Below are 19,113 nucleotides of genomic sequence, written 5' to 3'. Positions count from 1 at the left end.
ATCCTCGCAGCTGGGCTGGAACCGCCGGCTCGGAAGTACCAGAGAGTCTGATGCTAAGCCGAAGCATCGCTCAAATCAATCAAAAGAGCGAGATTCCTACCCAGCGTTGTCATCACGCGGAGGGTGATGACTACTTTAAGGCTACTTCTTCTTCATCTCTTCGCGCAGCTTGAGGATCTCTTTCTGCTGCAACTCGATGACGGCCTGGTACCGCTCTAGCGATTTCATCAGCAGGTCGATCTTCTGCTCGGCGGTGGGGACGGGAGCAACGGCGGGCTCAACATCCTGGGGCAGGGGAGGGGAGAAGACTTCGCGGACGCCGCTGCGGCCCGACTGGGCAAAGTAATTACCGTCGGCACCGCGGCCCACTTCCACGCGCGGCAGAATATACTGGCCGAGATCGTTTTGCGAGAGCTTGGGGAGTTCGACACCGCCGCCGAGAATCACTTCGAGCTCGCGTTCGCCTTCTTCTCGCAGCACGCGATAGCGCACACTATCGCCGGGCTGTTTATAGAGCGTGGGGAGCACCGCTTGATAGACGCTGCGAATCGCGACGCCATCGGCAGTCAGGATTCGGTCGCCAATTTTGAGGCCCGCTTTTTCTGCCGGACCACCAGCCGTCAATCGCTGAACCAAGATTGCTTCATCGCTCGATTCGAGCACCATACCGACAATTGGCCGGCGGCGTTTAAGAATGAGGACGTTCGGAGATTTCTCTGTGCCCGGCTTCGTCACCACAGCATCGGCGCTGCGCAGCAGGCGGCGAATGTGAGTCGCGGGAATGGCATACGTCCAGCCGCGGCGTGCTTCGGGTTCTTCGACGGCCATCACAATGCCGACCACTTCCGCCTGGCGATTCGCCAGCGGCGAACCACTCGACGTTTCGACGGTTCGCAAGTCGCATTGCAACAGCGGCGGCACCAACAGGCCGGACAGCGTCCGTTCTGTCGCGCCAATAATGCCCAGTGAGACAACCGGCCGCTCGACACCCCAGGCAGCGCCCGCCATCACATACTCGCCCACGTCGGGCTGATTGGCGGCAAGAGGCAGGGGATCGAGTTCTTTGCGCTCGCAAGAGAGGAGAGACAGGCCCGAGTATTCGTCGACGACCAGCAAGCGGGCATCACTTTGCAAACCACCCGGCAGCGTGAAGCGAATTCGATCGTCCGTCGCAGCCAGCGTCGCGGTGATGATCTTGCCGGGGGCGACGCAGAAGCCAGTACAGATGGTTACCGAAGCTTCTGCTTTCTTCGCGGACTGCTCGCCGGACAACTGATCTGCTAGGGGCTGGTCGGCGGCTGGAGGCTGCGGCACATCAGCCCGGCGAATTCGGACAGTGACAATCCCTCGCTGCAAGCGCTCGGCAGTGGTCTTCCACTCGTGGGGGCCGTTCACCTGAGCGCTGGCAACTTGCCCGCGAGCGACTAGCGCACTGGCCAACATCGCGCCGGGCAAGGCGATGAGGAGGGCGGCGATAGGCGACAAGCGAACCATGCGAAACCAGGGAAGCCGAGCAATCTCAGCGTGACGATGAAACTGGTTGCCGAAAACTAAAACGCAATCGTGGCCCCAGCTTGCGGCTGTTCATTCCACAAATCGAGCAACCCTTCTAACTGAGGGCCACTTACACCCACAACCGCAGGCCGATACGAAACCGGGCGCGAAGGAGTAAGGAACGCGGGACGAGTTGGCTCGACCGGCAAACTAACGACCGGAGGTGTTGGCGCGGGAACGACCGCGACAATGCTCTCTGCTGGAACAGCCTCTGGCGCTGTCGTGTTTGAATGGGCTGAGGTAACTGCCGGTTGCTGGGGGACGTTCATCGCGACGATCAAACCAACGGCCAGCAAGATGGCGGCCGCTGCGGAACTGCCGACGAGCCAGCGTGCCCAGTGAGGACGTTGCGGCCGCGGAGCCAAAGCTTCGATCAATTCCAGCGGCGGACGACAGGCGGGATAAACGCTCCCGAGTCGAAATGCATCGGCCTGCAACTGTTCGCCCAGCGCGGCAAAATCTGCGGGGAGTTCGTCACCGGTGAAATCGCCGGCGCACTCTTCAACCGCCAGTTCTTCGTCGGGCAAGTCGTCAGCAGGAATGAACTTAAATGACATGAGAGAGGTCCTCGGTGGGGAACGCAGGCAACTGCCGGGCGTCTTCCCCTTCTAATTCCAGAATCTTGCGCAGGGCGGCCAGGCCATGAAAGATGCGCGACTTGACCGTGCCTAGCGGGCAAGCCAGGATCTCGGCGATCTCTTCGTACCGCAGGCCTTCACTGAAGCGCAGCACCAGCGACTGCCGCTGACCGTCGGGCAACTGAGCCACTCGGGCCCACAAACTGTTTTTCCATTCGCTCACTTCGGCCGGCGCATCGGCACCGGGGGAAGAGCGCTCTTCGGTGGGTTCTGAATCCCACAGCACCTGCAGCTTCTTGCGCCGCATCCCAATTCGCCGGCGTTCCCGCCGTTCGAGATTGAGCAGAATGCCGTACAGCCACGTGTACAAGCTGCTGCGGCCTTCAAAACTGCCAGACTGCCGGGAAAGAACGAGAAAGGTCTCTTGAGCCAGGTCGTCGGCATCCCAGGGGTTGCCGCTCAAAACGAGCGCTGCCCGGTGAATCCGGTCGAAATGCTGCCGGGCGGTCTCTTGCAGGTCGATAGCCACGCTTCAACCAATCCTTTCCGCCTAAAATTAGGGATCGAGCAGCTTGGATTCTAACAAACAACTGGGCGCAAAGCGACTTTCGTGCGGTCTCCGACCACTTCGTCCACAACGCTTAGTGCCCCGCACCTGGGGCGAAGTTCAACCGAAACCACCCCATCCCGCGTGTTCACCAAACATTCACACCCCTGAACAGCCCGCAGAATCCTTTCAACAAGCAGCAAACAGCGAAATTGGGCGATTTGTAAGCCCTGCTGCGCTGGCCAGTTTGCTAGGCTTAAGCTATAAACTTTCTGCATCGCGCCCCGATGGATCGACCGCAGGTCGCCAGCAGAGAAGCCGGAATGGTTGGGGCAGCATCGATTGGGGAGCCGACGGTGAACATTCTTTTTGTCAGCAGCGAAGTCACCCCCTATGCCAAAACGGGCGGGCTGGCCGATGTCTGCGGGTCTCTCCCCATCGAGCTCAACAAGCTCGGGCACAACGTCGCCGTGATGATGCCCGCCTATCGCCAAACCAAAGGGCATCCGGGGATTGAGCCCCTCAACATCAAGTTCGATGTGCCGATTGGCAACAAGATCGTCCGGGGCCGCCTGCTTCGCAGCACCCTGCCAAACTCTGAAGTGCCGATCTTCTTCATCGAACAAGACGACTACTTCGACCGCCCCGAACTTTATCGCCATAAGGGCGAAGACTTTAAAGACAACTGCGAACGCTTTGCCTTTTTCTGCCGCGCTGCGCTCGAAGCCATCCGCATCCTCAAATTGGACGTCGAAGTGATTCACTGCCACGACTGGCAGACCTGCCTGATTCCCGCGTATCTGCACATTGAATATGCCCACTGCCACGGCTACGAAACCATCGGCTCGCTGCTGACCATTCACAACCTGGCCTATCAGGGCATTTTCTGGCATTGGGACATGTTGCTGACCGGGCTCGACTGGAAGTACTTCAACTGGCATCAGATGGAGTTCTACGGCAAGCTGAACCTGCTGAAGACGGGCCTGACGTTCGCCGATGGCTTGAACACCGTCAGCCCGACGTATGCCCAGGAAATTCAAACCGATCCACTAGGCTGTGGACTCGAAGGGGTGCTGCAATCGCGGGCCGACGTGCTGTGCGGCATCGTCAACGGCGTGCATTACGCCGAGTGGGACCCAGCGCACGACACGCACCTGCCGTACAAATACGACGTCTCGAATTGGCAATCGGGCAAAGCAGCCTGCAAGTCGGCGCTGCAAGCCGAACTCGGTTTGCCGGTCTCGCCGCGCACGCCGGTCATTGGTCTCGTGGGTCGCCTCTCGGAACAAAAGGGCTGGGACCTGGTTACCGATCTGATGCGCCGCTGGGTCCGCGAAGTCGACGTGCAATGGGCGATCCTGGGTACTGGCGAGATGCAGTACCACGACATCCTCGCGCAACTCGCCCGCGAATATCCACACCGCGTTGGCCTGCGTCTCGACTTCAATGAAGGAATGTCGCACCGCATCGAAGCCGGTAGTGACATCTTTCTGATGCCCAGCCGGTACGAACCGTGCGGACTCAATCAGCTTTACAGCTTGAAGTACGGCACCGTTCCCGTGGTGCGAGCCACGGGCGGCCTGAAAGACACCGTCGCCGATGCCAACGACGAAAACCTCTGGCAGCAGCGAGCCACAGGGTTCTCGTTCGACAATTACTCCACGCATGATATGGAAGTTGCGCTCGGCCGGGCGCTCAATGCCTATCATCATCAGCCCGAGAAGTGGCAGCAGATTGTCGAAACCGGCATGAAGCAGGATTGGTCGTGGCGCAAGAGCGCGCTCGAATACGTCGAACTCTATCAAGACGTACACGAGCGGCGCCTCGAAGCCTACGAACGACTGCAGGCGATGCTGTAAGCAGCGGGCCAGCGAGACCGCTTTCGACTATCGCTTCGCTAGTTTGGCGCGGAGCGCGGGAATTAGCTCTGGCGGGACAAAGCGGCCGAGCATTTCGTCATTCGCGAGGGGCGTGATCTGCTTGATCAGCGTACTGCTAACGTGGGCAAATTCTTCGTCGGCCATTAGAAAGACGGTTTCGATCGCAGGATCGAGATGCTTGTTGGCCATCATCATGGTGAACTCGCCGGCCAGGTCGGTGAGCGGACGCACGCCGCGAACCATCACCCGTGACCCGCACTCGCGCACAAATTCCACGGCCAGATTCGAGAACGCCTTCACCACCACGTTCCCCAGCGAGTGCGTCACGCGCCCCACCAGTTCCACTCGTTCTTCGGGGGTGAAGAGAGACTTCTTCTCGGCGTTCACGCCAATGCCAACCACCAGCGTGTCGACCAGCCGCGCCGCGCGGCGAATCACGTTCATGTGCCCCAGCGTCAGCGGGTCGAACGAACCGGTGTAGACAGCCAGTCGTGAATCGGAACGGGTCATGGTGGAAATTCCAGGATGAGGCACTCAATTTCAAGTGCGCATCTTACTCGCTGGAAGTGGGAACTTCATTAGTGCCGCAGATGCGCGGCCAATAGAAAAACGCCGAGCCGCGGGCCTGGTGAGTCTGCCCCTCACTCACAACACCGCGGATCGGCGTCTGTAATGAGTTATCGAACTTTTATCAGCGCAGCGTGATTCAGGAAATGTTCAACTGCCGGCTGCGCATCCGCGCCTCATGTTTGCCCAGCCTGTTTTCCCTCGTCAACGCTGAGCACCCAGCCACACACGGCGCATGAAAAAAGCCCCAGCGGGGCAGTGCCGGGGCTTCCAGATGGCCAGCTTCGGTTGCCCGAACTGGCTTATCTAACTGGTTTATCGTCCAATTGTGGCTGGTCACCGTACACGAAATTGTCACTCCCCCGAGGCGGGGTTTGCGAACATTGCGGTTAGCCCGCGCACGAAAGTACGGTCATCAGTTCGCGACGAAGAGACGACCATGTGAGTATTTTCTTGATGGTCGAGCATTCAAGCTGGTGACCGGCCTTAGCCAGCCGCGCCATCAAAGTCCTTGAGCGAGCGGCCGAGTCGTTTGCTGCGTTTGACATCGGTCAACGTCGCACGTCCGTCGTCAGCCGGCGTATTGTCGATGAGTCGGCCCAAATTCTGGTGGAAGACATCCTCACCAGAGGGACTGCCGAGAGCTTCCACGGCGTCAGAAACGCCGAGCAACACGCTGCGACGAACACCTTCGCGAATCCAAGTGAAAAGATTGAGTTGCATGGACAGGCCTCCTTGCCTTTTAGTTCCAAAGCGGGACGCCAGCGGCCAATCGCTAGCGAGGGGGACGAGTCATCCTTGACTGGTCTATCTGGAAAATTCGGTTTCCGCCGCCTGTCGGGTTGATCGTTTCCGCCGGGACCATACCCAAACGGAAATATTGCGTCCAGAGGAAACATGATCGCGTTGCGTGGGCTTTCGTCCACGTCGATTCACAGGCAAACGTGGGCTAAAGCCCACGCTACGAAAAAAGGTCGCTCCTGAATGAACAGCAGCGACCCTTGAGTTGCTAAGGCTTTCGGCTTACCGAAAAACTACTTGGTGACCTTGAATCCCTTATCGAAGGCTTTATCGCCGAAGGCCATTTCAAGTTGGTCCTTCGAACCTTCAACCGCACCCTTGCAGTTGTTGCAGCAGAAGGTGACGTCAACGCCGTTGACGGTGACCTTAGTGTCAGGATTCAGGTCCTTGCCGCTCAGCGGGCAAGCGATTTGCTTAGCTTGGTTGGTGGCAACCAATTGGTGATTGGCCTTGGCGGCGTGCTTGGCAACGTCTTTGCTGAATGCCTTGGGGCAGTTCTGACAGCAGAAGAAGACCTTGGCACCCCGATATTCGACGGCGTTAGCTTCTTTGGCGTCCTTCGAGGCCGCCATGATGCACTTCACGCCTTCGAGCTTGACACCTTCAGCAGCCACTACCGCTGCGACGGCCAGAAATGCGAGACCGAGACCGAGGAACATGCGATTCTTCATTTGGACTTCTCCGGACAGACCTAGGGAGGACGATTTTAAACGCAAATCATAGCGGCACAGTTTGGCCAATCGGAATTATCGGCACAACTAGCGCATTGTCTGAGTTCAATCTTCCGACGTCAAGGCAATTCATCAAAAAGTATTTATCCAAAAAAGATTTGACAGCTGACAGTGTTCAGAAAAGGATTGGCAGCAGCCCGCGCGGCCGATAGGATAAATGAGCTTTGATGTTGGTCGGCGGGAGCGCCGAACGAAATGACCTTGGCGAGGAAGAGCAAGATGAGTGAGTATCGAAACTGTGCTGGCGTAAGTCGCCGCGACTGCTTGCAGTTCGGTTTGTCGGCCATGGCCGGCGTGGGTCTGACCAGCTTGCTCCGTTTGCAAGCCGAAGCTTCGCCAACCGTGGCCCGCAAGGGAACCGCCAAGAGTTGCGTCCTGATTTGGATGGACGGCGGCCCGACCCACTTCGAAACATTCGATCCCAAACCCGATGCACCAGCGGAAATTCGGGGCGAGTTCGAGCCGATTAGCACCAAGCTGCCCGGCGTGCAATTCTCTCAGCACATGACTCGCCTGGCGGGCATGCTCGACCAGTTCAGCGTGATTCGTTCGATCCGTCACGACCAAGGAAATCACGGCGCTGGCAATCACTACATGATGACCGGTTCGCCCCCTCGCATTCCCGTGGGCTGTGGCGCGTTCGTCAGCTTCCATCCCAGCATGGGTTCGGTGGCCGCCTATGAACTGGGCAAAGACAACGGGCTGCCGAATTACTTCTCGATTCCCAGCATGTCGCGATCGGGGGGACCGAATTTTCTCGGAGCCAAGTATGCTCCGTTCGTCGTCGGTGGCGATCCCAACTCGGCCGACTTCCGCGTCCGCGATGTGGCCCTGCCTCAAGGACTGACCGAAGATCATTTCAATCGTCGGACTGACCTGCGCAAACTGGTCGATCGGATCGAAAGAATCAACGACCCCGCTGCTGGCGATCCTGTGGGCGGTCTCGACGAATACTATCGCCAGGGTTACGACCTGATCACATCGCGCACCGCGCAAGCTGCGTTCGATATTCAGCGCGAATCGGAAAAAGTGCGCGACGCTTACGGACGCAACGGCTTTGGTCAGCGGGCTCTGCTCGCGCGACGCTTGGTCGAAGCGGGCGTGCCGTTCATTACGATCAACGACGGGGGCTGGGACCATCACGCCGATATTTTCCCCACCCTTCGCAAGCGATTGCCAGATTGGGACAACACCGTTGCCACGCTCATCTCCGACTTGAACGATCGCGGATTACTTGAGTCCACCCTCGTCGTTGCCCTGGGCGAATTCGGTCGTACGCCCGCCATCAGCACCCTCAACGGACAAAAGGGGGCCGGTCGCGATCACTGGGCCAATGCCATGTCCGTTCTGATTGCCGGCGGCGGTACACCAGGCGGCGTGATTGTCGGCAGCACCGACCGCAAAGGCTACACCGCCAAAGAGCGCGTCCTTTCGCCCGAGAATTTCGTCTCGACGATCTACACCAAGCTCGGCATCGATCCCGGCAAGATCGTCTACACGCCGCAAGGCCGGCCCACCCATCTCGTGAGCGACGCCACAACGATTCGGGAACTAGCGTAGGGAAGGGACCAGTGGCCAGGAATTAGGGACTAGAGCAGCCAAGACGCTTTGGTCTAATTGCATTTGCTTTGTTCCTGGTCTCTGACCTCTGACCCCTAGCCTCTTCCTCCCATGCTCACTCATCCTGTTCGCAACATCAGCGTCTCGATCGATTGTTCCGCAGCGAGAGTCTATCGGTTTGTGAGTGATCCGCGGAACTTGCCACAATGGGCCACCGCATTTTGCAAATCGGTGCGCGAAGAGCAGGGGGATTGGATCATCAGCACACCCGAGGGAGAGGTGCAGATTCGCTTCGCGGCGGCAAATGAGTTGGGAGTGCTCGATCATGTAGTCATGCTTGCGCCGGGCGTGGAAGTGCACGTTCCCATGCGCGTGATCACCAATGGTGCCGGCAGCGAAGTCCTCTTCACGCTCTTTCAACTCCCTTCCATGTCGGCCGCCAAATTTGCCGAAGATGCCGGCTTGGTTGAGCGCGACTTGAATACGCTCAAGCGCGTGCTGGAAGAAAATGCAGTTGCGTGATGTTCCCGCTTCTTGACCGATCCTTTAGCTGGCTCTGAGCCACTGGAGCGACTATGCTGCCGGGCTAACAACGCCACGGGAGACACAGCATGTACAAGCGAATCGGTTTATTTCTCTCTTTCAGCAGCATCGTACTTTTCATCACTCAATCCTTGCAAGCTGCGGATGACAAGCCCGCTGTTGTGCCGCCGAATGTCTTGCTGATCGTCATCGACGACATGGGCTGGGCCGATCTCGGTTGCTACGGCAGCAAGTTCCATCGTTCACCCCAACTCGATCAACTGGCGAAAGAAGGACTCCGCTTTACCGATGCCTATGCCTCGTGCCCGGTCTGCTCCCCCACGCGCGCGGCGATCATGACCGGTCGCTGGCCCGCGCGACTGAACCTGACCGATTGGCTTCCCGGTCGTGGCGACCAACCTTCCCAGAAACTGGCCCGGCCCAAGATCGAACAGCAGCTACCACTCGCGGAAGTAACGATTGCCGAACGTCTCCGCGCTGCCGGCTATCGCACGGCGAGCATTGGCAAGTGGCATCTCGGCGGCACTGGCTTCGGTCCCGAAGAGCAAGGTTTCGAACTGAACATTGCCGGCGACCAAGGTGGCAGTCCGCCGGGCTATTTTGCTCCCTTCGGCAATCCAGGTGGCAAACGCAAGGGGCGGCAATTGAAAGGACTCGAAGCAGCAAAAGACGGCGAGTACCTGACTGATCTGCTGACGGATGCGGCGATTAACTTCATCCAAAAGAACAAGAGCGAGCCATTCTTTTTGTACCTGCCGCATTATACGGTCCACATCCCACTGCAGGCGAAAGCAGAGGTCATCAAAAAGTACCCTGCCGATTCCAAGTTCAGCGGCCAGCAGAACAGCGGCGTTTATGCGGCGATGATCGAAAGCCTGGACGACGGCATTGGACGAATCATGAAGACGCTCGACGAACTAAAACTCGCCGAGAACACGCTGGTCATTTTCACCAGCGATAACGGTGGCCTCGCGACACTCGAAGGGGCGCACACTCCGGCGACTTCCAACGCGCCGCTGCGCGAAGGCAAAGGCTTTTTGTACGAAGGGGGCATTCGCGTCCCGCTGATCATGCGCTGGCCGCGCGGCATTCAGCCCGGCACTAGCAGCGTGCCTGTCAGCAGCATCGACTTACTCCCCACCATCATGGAAATCTGCAATTTGCCGGTTCCCACCGAGATCGATGGCCAAAGCATCGTGCCCGTTTGGAAACAGACCAAGGAACGGCGAAAGTCACCCCTTTTCTGGCACTATCCACACTATGCAAACCAGGGTGGCAAACCGGGTGGAGCAATTCGCTCCGATCGCTGGAAGCTGATCGAATTCTATGAGGATGACCGACGCGAGTTGTTCGATGTTGCCAGCGATATGCGCGAAGGGCGCAACGTGGCCGCACAAAATCCGCAGGTGGTGGCGGACCTAAAGAAACAATTGGATGACTGGCGAGAATCGGTCGGCGCGAAAATGATGACGCCCAACCCCGACTATTCGCCCAATGCGCAGGCCGCCGATGGAACCGTCTCGCTGCCGGGCAAATGGGTTACTGTGCATGGCGAGACTCTGCGCTTTGAGCCGCTGCCGCATAAGAACACGCTCGGCTACTGGACCAATCCCAACGACTGGGCCAGTTGGGAGTTCGACTTGAAGCAACCCGGAACCTACGAAGTAGAACTGACTATCGGCTGCGGCAATGGGAGTGGGGGCAGCGAAGTCGACGTGCTCGTTGGCGAGCAAAAGCTCTCGTTCGTCGTCGAACAGACGGGCGGCTTTCAGAACTTCGTTGCGCGTAAAATCGGCAAGATCGAACTAACGAAGGCCGGCCGGCACACGCTCGAAATTCGCCCGCAAAAGAAGCCCGGAGCCGCGGTCATGGATGTGCCGCTCGTCAAGCTGTTACCGGTGAAGTGAACGTCATCCCCGCTGACCAGTGTCACGCTAGAATAGCTGAATGGAAATTCAGACCCTAACCACGTTGCTCGATCAACCGGACCAGGCAGCGGCGATCTTGCAGCCTTGGCGGGTGAGCGACCCAGCCCTCGCGCGGCATGCCCTACTCGATCTGGCCGAAGCGGGCGTCCCGCTCGATCTGCTAGCCACGGTTTGCACTCAACTGGATGAATTGCTCCCCAGTACGCTCGACCCTGGCAGTGTGCTCGAGGGAATTCGGCAGTTCATGCTCGTCTCTCGCAGCCCGATGTCCTTCGCGGCGCTCAGCGAACGAGATCCCACGGCGTTGCCAATGCTGGTGCGCGTGCTCGATTGGGGCGGCGTCTGGCGCGAAACCATTTTGCGCGATCCCGAAGCTTACGATTTTCTGCGCCTGACCGAAGGTCAACCGGTCGAACAATCGGTGCTCACTGCCGACATTACCGCAGAGGCCATCAACCTGGTCGACGAGCGTTCACTCCTTGCCGCGCTGCGCCGGATTAAACGGCGCGAGCAACTGCGGATCACCTATGGCGAGCGCGTGGCGCGGCATAAGCCCGAACTGGTTTGGCAGCAGTTGACATATCTGGCCGAAGCACTTCTAGAGGCATCGTTCGCAGCTGCACAGCGCAAGCTGCTCGCGCACAAACCGGCGACAACTTCGCGCCGGGTGCAACCACTGGGTGCCATGACGATTGTCGCCCTTGGCCGCTGCGGGGCGGGCGAACAAGATTACAGCGATCGCTTGCAACTTCTGCTGTTGCACGAGGCATTGCCGGCCGACGATGCTTCGCGCCGTGTGGCTCAAGACCAGTACGAACGTCTGGCGAGGAGCGCAATTCGTCTGCTCACGGAACCGACCGAACTGGGTAGCGTCTTCCAGATTGAACTGCAAGAACTGCCAGAAAGCGAAACAACTCCCCTCACCATCGCTGCCGATGCGCTGGCCTCACTGCTCGATAATCTCGGTCGTACCTGGCACCGACAAGCCTTCACGCAAGCCCGTTGTGTGGCCGGCGATCGCGCGCTGGCCGAGCGTTTTTTGCATCAGATCGAACCGTGGATCTATCGCCGCCTTCTCTCGCCAGCCGATGAAGCCGGCCTGCGGGCCCTCAAGCGGCGGATCATTCGGCGCGCGGAACTCGCTGCTACGTTGCCGGCAGAGCAGGGGAGTATCGAACTGGGGCCCGGCGGACTGTTCGATTTCGAACAGACACTGGAGTTGCTGCGGCTGCTTAGCGGGGGCGAGGCACCGAACAAAGTCCGAGCCACGCAAACCCTGGAAGCGATTGCCGGACTAGAGCAAGCCGGTGCGATCAATGTTACCGAACGAACCGCACTCGAAGAGTCGTTCCTGTGGCTGCGGAGACAATTGCACTTAGAACAAACGGCCTCGGCCAGTGTGCTGGGTGCTCAATCGGCTGCCGACAATACCGCACGCCGTCAGCGGTTGAAGCAATCTTGGCAATTGTTAAGTGGCTTGCTCAACGCGGCATTTGCTGAAGAATCCGACCCGCCCGCAGAGGTTGATTTGCTCCTGGCACCACATCCGGAGAGGGCCGCAGCGGAGCAGATTCTGGGCCCTTATCGCTTTCAAGATTGCTCCGCCGCGCTCCGTCACTTGAACGAACTGGCCAGCGAGCGAATCACGTTCCTCTCCACGCGCCGCTGCCGCTACTATCTGTCGGCCATCATCGGCCGCCTGCTCACCGCCATCGCAGCCACACCGCAGCCCGACGCGACGTTGGCGAATCTGAGCCGCGTGAGCGATTCGCTCGGTGGCAAAGGAGTGCTGTGGGAACTCTTTCACGCGCATCAACCTTCGCTGGAATTGTACGTGCGCATTTGCGGCGGCAGTCCCTATCTGTCCGACCTGCTCATCAGCAATCCGGGCATGCTCGACGAACTGCTCGATTCGCTGCAGCTGGCGCATCAGCCCGACCTGGCCGAACTGCAACGGTCGTGGGAAGAGTTGTATCGCGGCGAGGGAGCACCCTTGCCGAAGTTGCTGTCGTTCAAGGCCTCGCGCCATTTGCAAATCGGCGTTCACGACGTGTTGCAGCGCGAACCCATCGACTCGACCCTGCGGGCGTTGAGCGATGTGGCCGAAGTAAGTCTTAACGCAATTGCGCAGCATGAATTTGATCGCCTGAGCGAAAAACACGGCACACCCACGATTGAAGGGGGACCGTACAACGGCGATCCGTGTGGCTTCGTAATTCTGGGACTCGGCAAACTCGGCGGGCGTGAGCCTAACTATCACAGTGATCTGCAAGTTGCGTTTGTTTATGAAGCTGAAGGGACGACGCAAAGTGTGGGGCGCGCGAAGCGTGTGCAAGCGACCACGAATAGCCACTTTTTCACACAATTAGCTCAGCGAATCTTGAAAGAACTGTCGCAATCGACGCCCCAAGGTCGCCTCTATCCGATTGAAGCCGTGCTGCGTCCGCTGGGAATGTCGGGACCGCTGGCCATCTCCCTTTCCGATTTCGTCAGCCACTATCAATCGGGCAGTGCGCCCCTCTGGCACTGGCAGGCTCTGTGCAAAGCCCGCGCGGTGTTTGGTCCCGCCGAGACGCGAGCCACGACCATGCGCGCGATTCGCCAATCGCTGACTTCCCGCCCCTGGCAGGCCGACGATGCAACCCAATTATTTCACGCCCGCCTCAAACTCGAAGAAGGTGCCTCGCCGCTGAACATCAAGCGCGGTGCTGGCGGCACGCTCGATATCGAATATGTGGTGCAGCGGTTGCAACTCGAATTCGCTCAGAGCGAACCGCGGGTGCTCGAACCCAATACCTTGGCAGCAATCGAAGCCCTTGCCAAAGCGCAAGCAATTTCCCCCGCTGATGCCGTGCACTGGTCGCAGTCTTATCGCCTGTTGCGGCGCATCGAGTGCGGCATTCGGCTTCTCAACGCGCGCGATCGGCATGAGTTGCCGCATTACACGGTCGACCTGCATCGTCTCTCGCTTCTGCTTGGCTACGAATCTCCCGAACAACTGCACGACATCTGTGCCACCACCATGCAGCAGAATCGGCAGAGGCTGCTGCAGGTGTTTGCGGATGCAGTCGCAGCGGAACGAGAAAGCAGTGAGCCCTGATGGAAGTCGGATAAAACACTCTCCCGCAAATCACGACCTGCGCCATTTGGTAGTCGTTTTGAGAGACGTCCGCCATAATCGTATTCGGTAGTGATCGGTGGTTTTCTTACAGGGCGAAGGATATGTGCCAACGCTGGTTGATTTCCGGCTCCATGTTAGGAGCTTTGGTGGCGTTGCTCGTCGGTTGCGGCGAGGCAAACAACCAGAGGCAACAACCGCCCCGGCCAATGATGCCGGTGCAGCCTCCGATCACGCAGCAACCCCTGCCACTCGATCACCCGCAACACGCGTTGAATCGCCCGCAAAACAAGCCAGCTCTGCCAGTAGCACCTCCCTTCGACGCCGCCCTGCGTTGGCAGGTGCAAGTTGATCCCCCTTCCACGCCGCTCAACGTTCCTGGCAAAGAGTCGCTTAACACGCTCTACCCGCGAACCTTGCCAGAGCCCGCGACGACGGTCACCTTTTCGACCACACCTGCTCCGCTGGCACTCGTAAAATATGCCCGACCTAACTACACCGAGGTAATCCATCTGCTGACGGGCAAAGTGACGGGCTCGGGGCATCTCAGCGATCGCAAGTACAACCGCGAAGCCGTCAGCCCCAATGGCCAGATGATCGCTCAAACGTATGGTGAGCCGGGAAACTTTGGAATTGTGATCACTTCGCTGGGGAATGAGGGCATCGGCGTCGATAGTAGCGGAAAATTGCCCAGCGAGTATGGCCAAGTCGGTTTCGTGCAGTTCGCTTCGGATCGTCGCGTGGTGGCCATCGCCCGCGGAGAGAAGCGGACCGCTGCCATTGTGCATGACGTCGATGAGGAGAAATATTTTCGACTAAAACCGAGATTCGACCTGTTTGCGAATTCACCCGAGGAAACGACTGCCGCAGCAGATATGGCCGCCTGTTCCCCCGGCGGGAAATACCTGGCAGCAGTCCTGCAGACTGTTTCGCAAGCGCAGATTGTGCTGTACGACCTCGATAGCGCGCAGCGTGCGGGTGTACTGGAGATGGAACCGGTCGCCGCAGGCTGGCGGGCGCAAGGTTTGGCATTTTCGCACGATGGCAAACAGCTTGCCGCGCTCTCGACCAATCAACATCAGCTGCGGATCCTCATTTGGGACATGGCCAGCGGCTCGCGCAAAGGAATGGCGACACACACGCTCGAAGCTAACTCGACTCTACCTTCTGCTCAGCAACCACAACTCCAGCCGGTATCGCCCCAGGCCGATGCTCCGCAGGGTGGCTGGGCCGTTAGTGGGCGGTACTTTCTGCCCTCTGAAGGGAGCGATCTGACGCCACTCTTTCCGGCCGAGCACGACACGCACGAACGTTTGACAATCGGTCCCCAAATGGTAATTGGCACGAAGTATTCGTCGGGCAGTCCTACGTCACTCGTCGCGCTCTCGAACTTGCCCCCTCCCGCGACACTTGCTCGTGTCGAACCTCGCGACGTAACTCCCCCAGCAGCGGCGACGCCAATCGCAGGCCAACCGGCAGTCAAGAACGACGATTTTCCACTCACGCCCCCAAGCGAATGGAAATCGATCATCGATCCTTCCGCCCAAGCAGCCTTTACGCCGACGCGCAAGCTCAGCCATTCTTTCGAGCGGCGCACTTCTTTTTATCCTTCTCAGCACGGCAAGGGACTGATCACGCGCGATCAGCAAGGTGAAGTGCGCGTCTTTGATCTCTCCACGGGCAAGCAAGTTGGTCAGCCATTCGCCAACGATAAGCGGAATGAGATTCTCGCCGTTGATTTGGGAGTGGAACGAATTGCCTACATTCCGCGCGATAGCGGACGGGACGAGCGGGTCGAAGTTCGCACTTTGCAGGATGGGAAAGTGGAATCGATCAGCATCGACGACTTTGATGACGTTCGCTTCCTCGGCTTCTCATCGGCGGGCAGCCTGATCGTGGTGCAGGAGAAGTTGTCCGACCACATCGTACGTATCTATGCCCGGGGACAAGCCAAACCCGAACACACGTTGCGAGTCCTTGCGCTGCCCAACACCCCCGACCAGCCCGCGCATGTGGCAATTAGCCCTGGCGGCAAATACCTGGCAGTGCAAGCGCATCGCGGAGTCTCAATCATTGATCTCGAGGCTGGCAAAGTTATTCAGCGCGCGGCAGTCCCCTTCCATTGGCAGCCCGCAGAACATTCCGAAGTGGATCATGCACTTCGCTTTTCCCCGCACGGTCGTTATCTGGCTGCGCTCTTGGCATTTGGCCAAGAGAACACCTATGGCTATTTCAACAAGCTCGTCATCTGGAACATGGAAACGGGCGAAGCTCTGCTGAGCCGCACTTATCGGGAAGCCTGGCGGCGGCAGGCACGCAGTGAGGATTCGGGACGATCGCTGCTGGCTTGGGCTGGCAACGATTTGCTCGTGGCCTACGGCACGCTGGTGATTGATCGTCAAAGCGGCACACCCTTCTTCCGTCTGCCGCAAGAACCGAACTGGCTCGTGCAACCATTGAGCGACGCGCAAGGACTGGTATATGACGACGAAGAAGTGGTCAGTGCAGTGCCTCTGCCCACACAGGAATTGTCGGCAGCAGTCGCCGCGGTTCGGCAGGCAGCATCAGAAAATCAGCCGAAACTAGCGTTGACGGCCGGTGCGGCAGTTCCGCCCTTGGTTCCCTTTCAAGCGCCCGCGACCGGATCGCTAACCGCTGACTCCGTTGCCAGCGCTGAACCCCAGCTGGGGCCCGTGAAACTCACAGAGCAATTTGGCCGCCCGAGCGGGCTGTGCATTGGCGGCCCAGCGCGGGGACTGGCCATTGTCGAAATGGAAGACTTGCCCGAACACTATGCACAGCCGGTCAATGACTTGTGGAAGCAGCAGGGTCACCCCCTTCGTCCCGAACGTGGCGCGGCCATCGACATTTATGATCTCGCGCAAAACAAACTTCTGCACCATTTGAAGATTCCCGGTAAGTCGCGATTGTTGGATGTTTCTGCCGATGGTTCGTTGGTGCTGACAGGGCAGGGGGAAGGGCGGTTTCCTGGCGACAAGGGTTATACACGCCTCGACATCTGGGGGCCGCAGATCGGCAAGTCCCACGTTCTCAGCTGGGAAACAGTTTCGCGCACATCGCCGGTAACTGCCTCGACGGAAGGCGCGCGCTTCGTCGACAAACGCCACGTATTGACTTGGGACGGCAACGAGGCAGCGCTGTGGCGATTGCCCGCCGGCGAAATGGTTTATCGCCGCGTTTGCGAGGGCTCGCCGCTCGTAAGCCCATCGCGCAAATATTGGCTCGATCCCAGCCAACGCGTCATGTACGACAGCTTGAGTGGCCAGGCACTCGTGCAACTCGAAAGTCCATTCGCCAACAGCGGCATGCTTGGCGAGATCCGCTTCAGTACGGCGGGAGATCAGTTAATTTGCTGGGCCAAGCATCAAGCGGGGGATGCCATCATTCGTTGGGGATTAGATGGCAAGATCCGGGACCGGTTGCCCCTCAGCATGCCTCAAGCGCGCTCGTTTTGTTGGCCGCTCGGTCAGCGCGGCCTGCTCTTTGAGCAACCTGTCAACGGCCAGAACGGGTTCTTGCTCTACGATCTCGAATTGCAGCAGATCGCCGGCATCTATAGCGCTGGGCCAACCAGTGACTTTCACGTTTCTCAGCCGGATGGCACATTTTGGCGCAGCGAGCGAATCGTGAAGCTGAGCCAGGAACAACCGAATGTGGCAACTGGCGGAGTTTACTTACAGGGATTCACGGATCGGGACTTCAACTTTCCGGCTCAAGGCTTGAAGTCCATGTTCATTGCCCAGCGCGGGTCGAAAATGTCCGCCCAAGTCTTGGGCGAAGTCGGCCAACCCAACGAAGTTGGCCAGGCGCTGGTGGAGAAGCTGACGGCCTCCGGTTTTACCTATGACCCTAACGCCGAGTTGCTGTTGACGTTTGAGTTACGGCGGATTGTACCCGCGGAAGAGCGGTTGAAAGTGCTGCGCATTCTGACGCCCATTCTGACGATCAACGATCGCGCCGGCACCGTCTATTGGCGAAATATGGAACGTATGGAACGGCCGCTCGATTTTCAATTCGATGCTGTCGAATACGTGAAGAAGCCAGCATTGCCGGGGCTCATTTACAACATGCCGCTAAAAAACGAACTCGACAAAACGACATTGCCACCCATCAAACCCAAATAGGCTCGCTGACCGTTGTTACGGCCGGATGTGCTCGATGAAGCGGCGGTCGAGATCGGGCAGGCGACGACGTAGCCGGCTGCTGAGGGGTTCGGTGTCGCGGCCTTGTTGCTGGTCGGTCAGATAAGCGACCAGTTCTTCGTGCGCGGCACGCGGTCCATGCAGCATGAAGTGAACCCAACCGAAAGAGTCTCGATACTCGGCCCGACCCAGATCGTCGAACTCGGTGATCGCTTCGAGTGCTTCCAATCGAGGCGCATGTCCCGCTCGCAGCTGCTGGCGAATATCGGCGAGGTGCGGATTGTTCGAAGGGCGGTCATCGCGCCGGACTTCGAAATACTCCGCCAGCCCTTCATCGAGCCACAAAGGAAGATCGCGCACGACCGCGTGTAGTACGGCATGCGTCGATTCGTGCCGCACATCGATTTCGAATTCGTCTCCCTTATATGCGAAGACCATTCCGGGCCCCTTCGACTTAATGAACATCGCCCGTCGCGCGGGAACGCGAGGAAAATGCTGCTTCATGTAAGCCTGGTAGGTCTCGCGATCGTGTAGCAGAAACAGATGGACCGGCTCGCGCGCCGGCGGCAAGCCCAGGATCTCCGAGATCTCTCGCGACAGTTCGCCCAATTGCGCAAGGAGAAGTTCGTCACGGCCAAAAGGAAAATCTGCATGGCAATGAAAGTTGCCGACGGTCTTCTCGGCGGGCCACGTCACGGTGCGAGTTACTTGCGCTGGGGCCAGCGCTGGAACGGCCAACAGCATCGCTAGCGCAACCATCTCGGCGGCCTTTGACCGGCGAGCTTTAGCGACATGGCAAGTTCGTGGCATTCAGGGTTCCAGCCGGAGCGCGACAGATTGCGGCGACAAACGTCAGCAAAGGGGGCGGAGTCTACCGATGCCCAGGAGTTGTGGTCAAGGGAGTTTTCCCCGCCCCAATCAGGTGCAACGATGGCCAGCAATTCCCCTCGTTGGTGGCCCAGCAACTCGTTATCTAGCCGAACCTTGCGAAAAATTCAGGTGTCATTTCAGGTGGCGGAACTCAACAGACCTTTACCCCGACGCGATTTCGGCAAACAATGGTACGTGGATTGGTAGTTTTTGCGGATTGCAACGATTCGTTGGCTGGATAAACGGGGCTGACCTGCCGACATTAATGGTTCG

General features: G+C 58.7%; 13 protein-coding genes. 6 read left to right on the top strand and 7 right to left on the bottom strand.

Annotated elements, in window-relative coordinates; translation table 11 throughout:
- Positions 1-141 precede the first annotated feature (141 nt).
- Genes ETAA8_RS12625 through ETAA8_RS12615 form a run of 3 tightly spaced genes read right to left on the bottom strand, consistent with a single transcriptional unit; the run spans position 142 to position 2,661 of the window.
- Positions 142-1,494, bottom strand: coding sequence for a S1C family serine protease (locus tag ETAA8_RS12625; protein ID WP_145088452.1), 1,353 nt, complete (start codon positions 1,492-1,494; stop codon positions 142-144).
- A 56-nt stretch (positions 1,495-1,550) separates the two neighbouring features.
- A complete protein-coding gene (locus ETAA8_RS12620; RefSeq protein WP_145088450.1) occupies positions 1,551-2,111 on the bottom strand; it encodes a hypothetical protein in 561 nt (186 codons plus the stop codon).
- The gene (locus ETAA8_RS12615) at positions 2,101-2,661 is read right to left on the bottom strand and encodes an RNA polymerase sigma factor (RefSeq protein ID WP_238397746.1); all 561 of its coding nucleotides are present in this window, start codon (positions 2,659-2,661) and stop codon (positions 2,101-2,103) included. Before ETAA8_RS12615 ends, ETAA8_RS12620 begins: the two co-directional genes overlap by 11 nt.
- A gap of 374 nt (positions 2,662-3,035) precedes the next feature.
- On the opposite strand from ETAA8_RS12615, the gene glgA reads away from it, so the two are divergent.
- Entirely contained in the window at positions 3,036-4,538 is a 1,503-nt protein-coding gene (gene glgA, locus ETAA8_RS12610; protein WP_145088448.1) for a glycogen synthase GlgA, read from the top strand.
- 27 nt (positions 4,539-4,565) lie between these two features.
- Here the strand turns inward: glgA and coaD are convergent, their stop codons facing one another.
- From coaD to ETAA8_RS12595, 3 genes are all read right to left on the bottom strand, one after another.
- A complete protein-coding gene (coaD, locus tag ETAA8_RS12605; protein WP_145088446.1) occupies positions 4,566-5,069 on the bottom strand; it encodes a pantetheine-phosphate adenylyltransferase in 504 nt (167 codons plus the stop codon).
- A gap of 543 nt (positions 5,070-5,612) precedes the next feature.
- Positions 5,613-5,849, bottom strand: coding sequence for a hypothetical protein (locus ETAA8_RS12600; protein ID WP_145088444.1), 237 nt, complete (start codon positions 5,847-5,849; stop codon positions 5,613-5,615).
- A gap of 311 nt (positions 5,850-6,160) precedes the next feature.
- Entirely contained in the window at positions 6,161-6,598 is a 438-nt protein-coding gene (locus ETAA8_RS12595) for a hypothetical protein (protein ID WP_145088442.1), read from the bottom strand.
- 279 nt (positions 6,599-6,877) lie between these two features.
- Here ETAA8_RS12595 and ETAA8_RS12590 point away from each other — a divergent pair, with 279 nt between their 5' ends.
- From ETAA8_RS12590 to ETAA8_RS12570, 5 genes are all read left to right on the top strand, one after another.
- Positions 6,878-8,218, top strand: coding sequence for a DUF1501 domain-containing protein (locus tag ETAA8_RS12590; protein WP_145088440.1), 1,341 nt, complete (start codon positions 6,878-6,880; stop codon positions 8,216-8,218).
- Between the two features lie 111 nt (positions 8,219-8,329).
- On the top strand, positions 8,330-8,740 hold the full coding sequence (locus ETAA8_RS12585; RefSeq protein WP_145088438.1) for an SRPBCC family protein: 411 nt from the start codon (positions 8,330-8,332) through the stop codon (positions 8,738-8,740).
- Positions 8,741-8,829: 89 nt separating this feature from the next.
- Positions 8,830-10,668, top strand: coding sequence for a sulfatase-like hydrolase/transferase (locus ETAA8_RS12580; protein WP_145088436.1), 1,839 nt, complete (start codon positions 8,830-8,832; stop codon positions 10,666-10,668).
- A gap of 40 nt (positions 10,669-10,708) precedes the next feature.
- The gene (locus ETAA8_RS12575; protein WP_145088434.1) at positions 10,709-13,789 is read left to right on the top strand and encodes a [protein-PII] uridylyltransferase family protein; all 3,081 of its coding nucleotides are present in this window, start codon (positions 10,709-10,711) and stop codon (positions 13,787-13,789) included.
- 152 nt (positions 13,790-13,941) lie between these two features.
- Entirely contained in the window at positions 13,942-17,952 is a 4,011-nt protein-coding gene (locus ETAA8_RS12570) for a WD40 repeat domain-containing protein (protein ID WP_145088432.1), read from the top strand.
- A gap of 15 nt (positions 17,953-17,967) precedes the next feature.
- Here ETAA8_RS12570 and ETAA8_RS12565 read toward each other — a convergent pair whose 3' ends face one another.
- Complete coding sequence (locus tag ETAA8_RS12565) at positions 17,968-18,780, bottom strand: hypothetical protein (RefSeq protein WP_145088430.1); 813 nt, start codon at positions 18,778-18,780, stop codon at positions 17,968-17,970.
- Positions 18,781-19,113 lie beyond the last annotated feature (333 nt).

The sequence above is a fragment of the Anatilimnocola aggregata genome, from assembly GCF_007747655.1.
Lineage (GTDB): Bacteria > Planctomycetota > Planctomycetia > Pirellulales > Pirellulaceae > Anatilimnocola > Anatilimnocola aggregata.
Note: the sequence above shows the minus strand (reverse complement) of the source record. Positions and strands in the feature narration are given on the sequence as shown.

What these genes read in the sequence shown, in the direction of transcription:
- ETAA8_RS12625 (WP_145088452.1), bottom strand. Translation starts at nt 1,494, where the DNA reads ATGGTTCGCTTGTCGCCTATCGCCGCCCTCCTCATCGCCTTGCCCGGC.
- ETAA8_RS12620 (WP_145088450.1), bottom strand. Translation starts at nt 2,111, where the DNA reads ATGTCATTTAAGTTCATTCCTGCTGACGACTTGCCCGACGAAGAACTG.
- coaD (WP_145088446.1), bottom strand. Translation starts at nt 5,069, where the DNA reads ATGACCCGTTCCGATTCACGACTGGCTGTCTACACCGGTTCGTTCGAC.
- ETAA8_RS12600 (WP_145088444.1), bottom strand. Translation starts at nt 5,849, where the DNA reads ATGCAACTCAATCTTTTCACTTGGATTCGCGAAGGTGTTCGTCGCAGC.
- ETAA8_RS12595 (WP_145088442.1), bottom strand. Translation starts at nt 6,598, where the DNA reads ATGAAGAATCGCATGTTCCTCGGTCTCGGTCTCGCATTTCTGGCCGTC.
- ETAA8_RS12590 (WP_145088440.1), top strand. Translation starts at nt 6,878, where the DNA reads ATGAGTGAGTATCGAAACTGTGCTGGCGTAAGTCGCCGCGACTGCTTG.
- ETAA8_RS12585 (WP_145088438.1), top strand. Translation starts at nt 8,330, where the DNA reads ATGCTCACTCATCCTGTTCGCAACATCAGCGTCTCGATCGATTGTTCC.
- ETAA8_RS12580 (WP_145088436.1), top strand. Translation starts at nt 8,830, where the DNA reads ATGTACAAGCGAATCGGTTTATTTCTCTCTTTCAGCAGCATCGTACTT.
- ETAA8_RS12575 (WP_145088434.1), top strand. Translation starts at nt 10,709, where the DNA reads ATGGAAATTCAGACCCTAACCACGTTGCTCGATCAACCGGACCAGGCA.
- ETAA8_RS12570 (WP_145088432.1), top strand. Translation starts at nt 13,942, where the DNA reads ATGTTAGGAGCTTTGGTGGCGTTGCTCGTCGGTTGCGGCGAGGCAAAC.
- ETAA8_RS12565 (WP_145088430.1), bottom strand. Translation starts at nt 18,780, where the DNA reads ATGCCACGAACTTGCCATGTCGCTAAAGCTCGCCGGTCAAAGGCCGCC.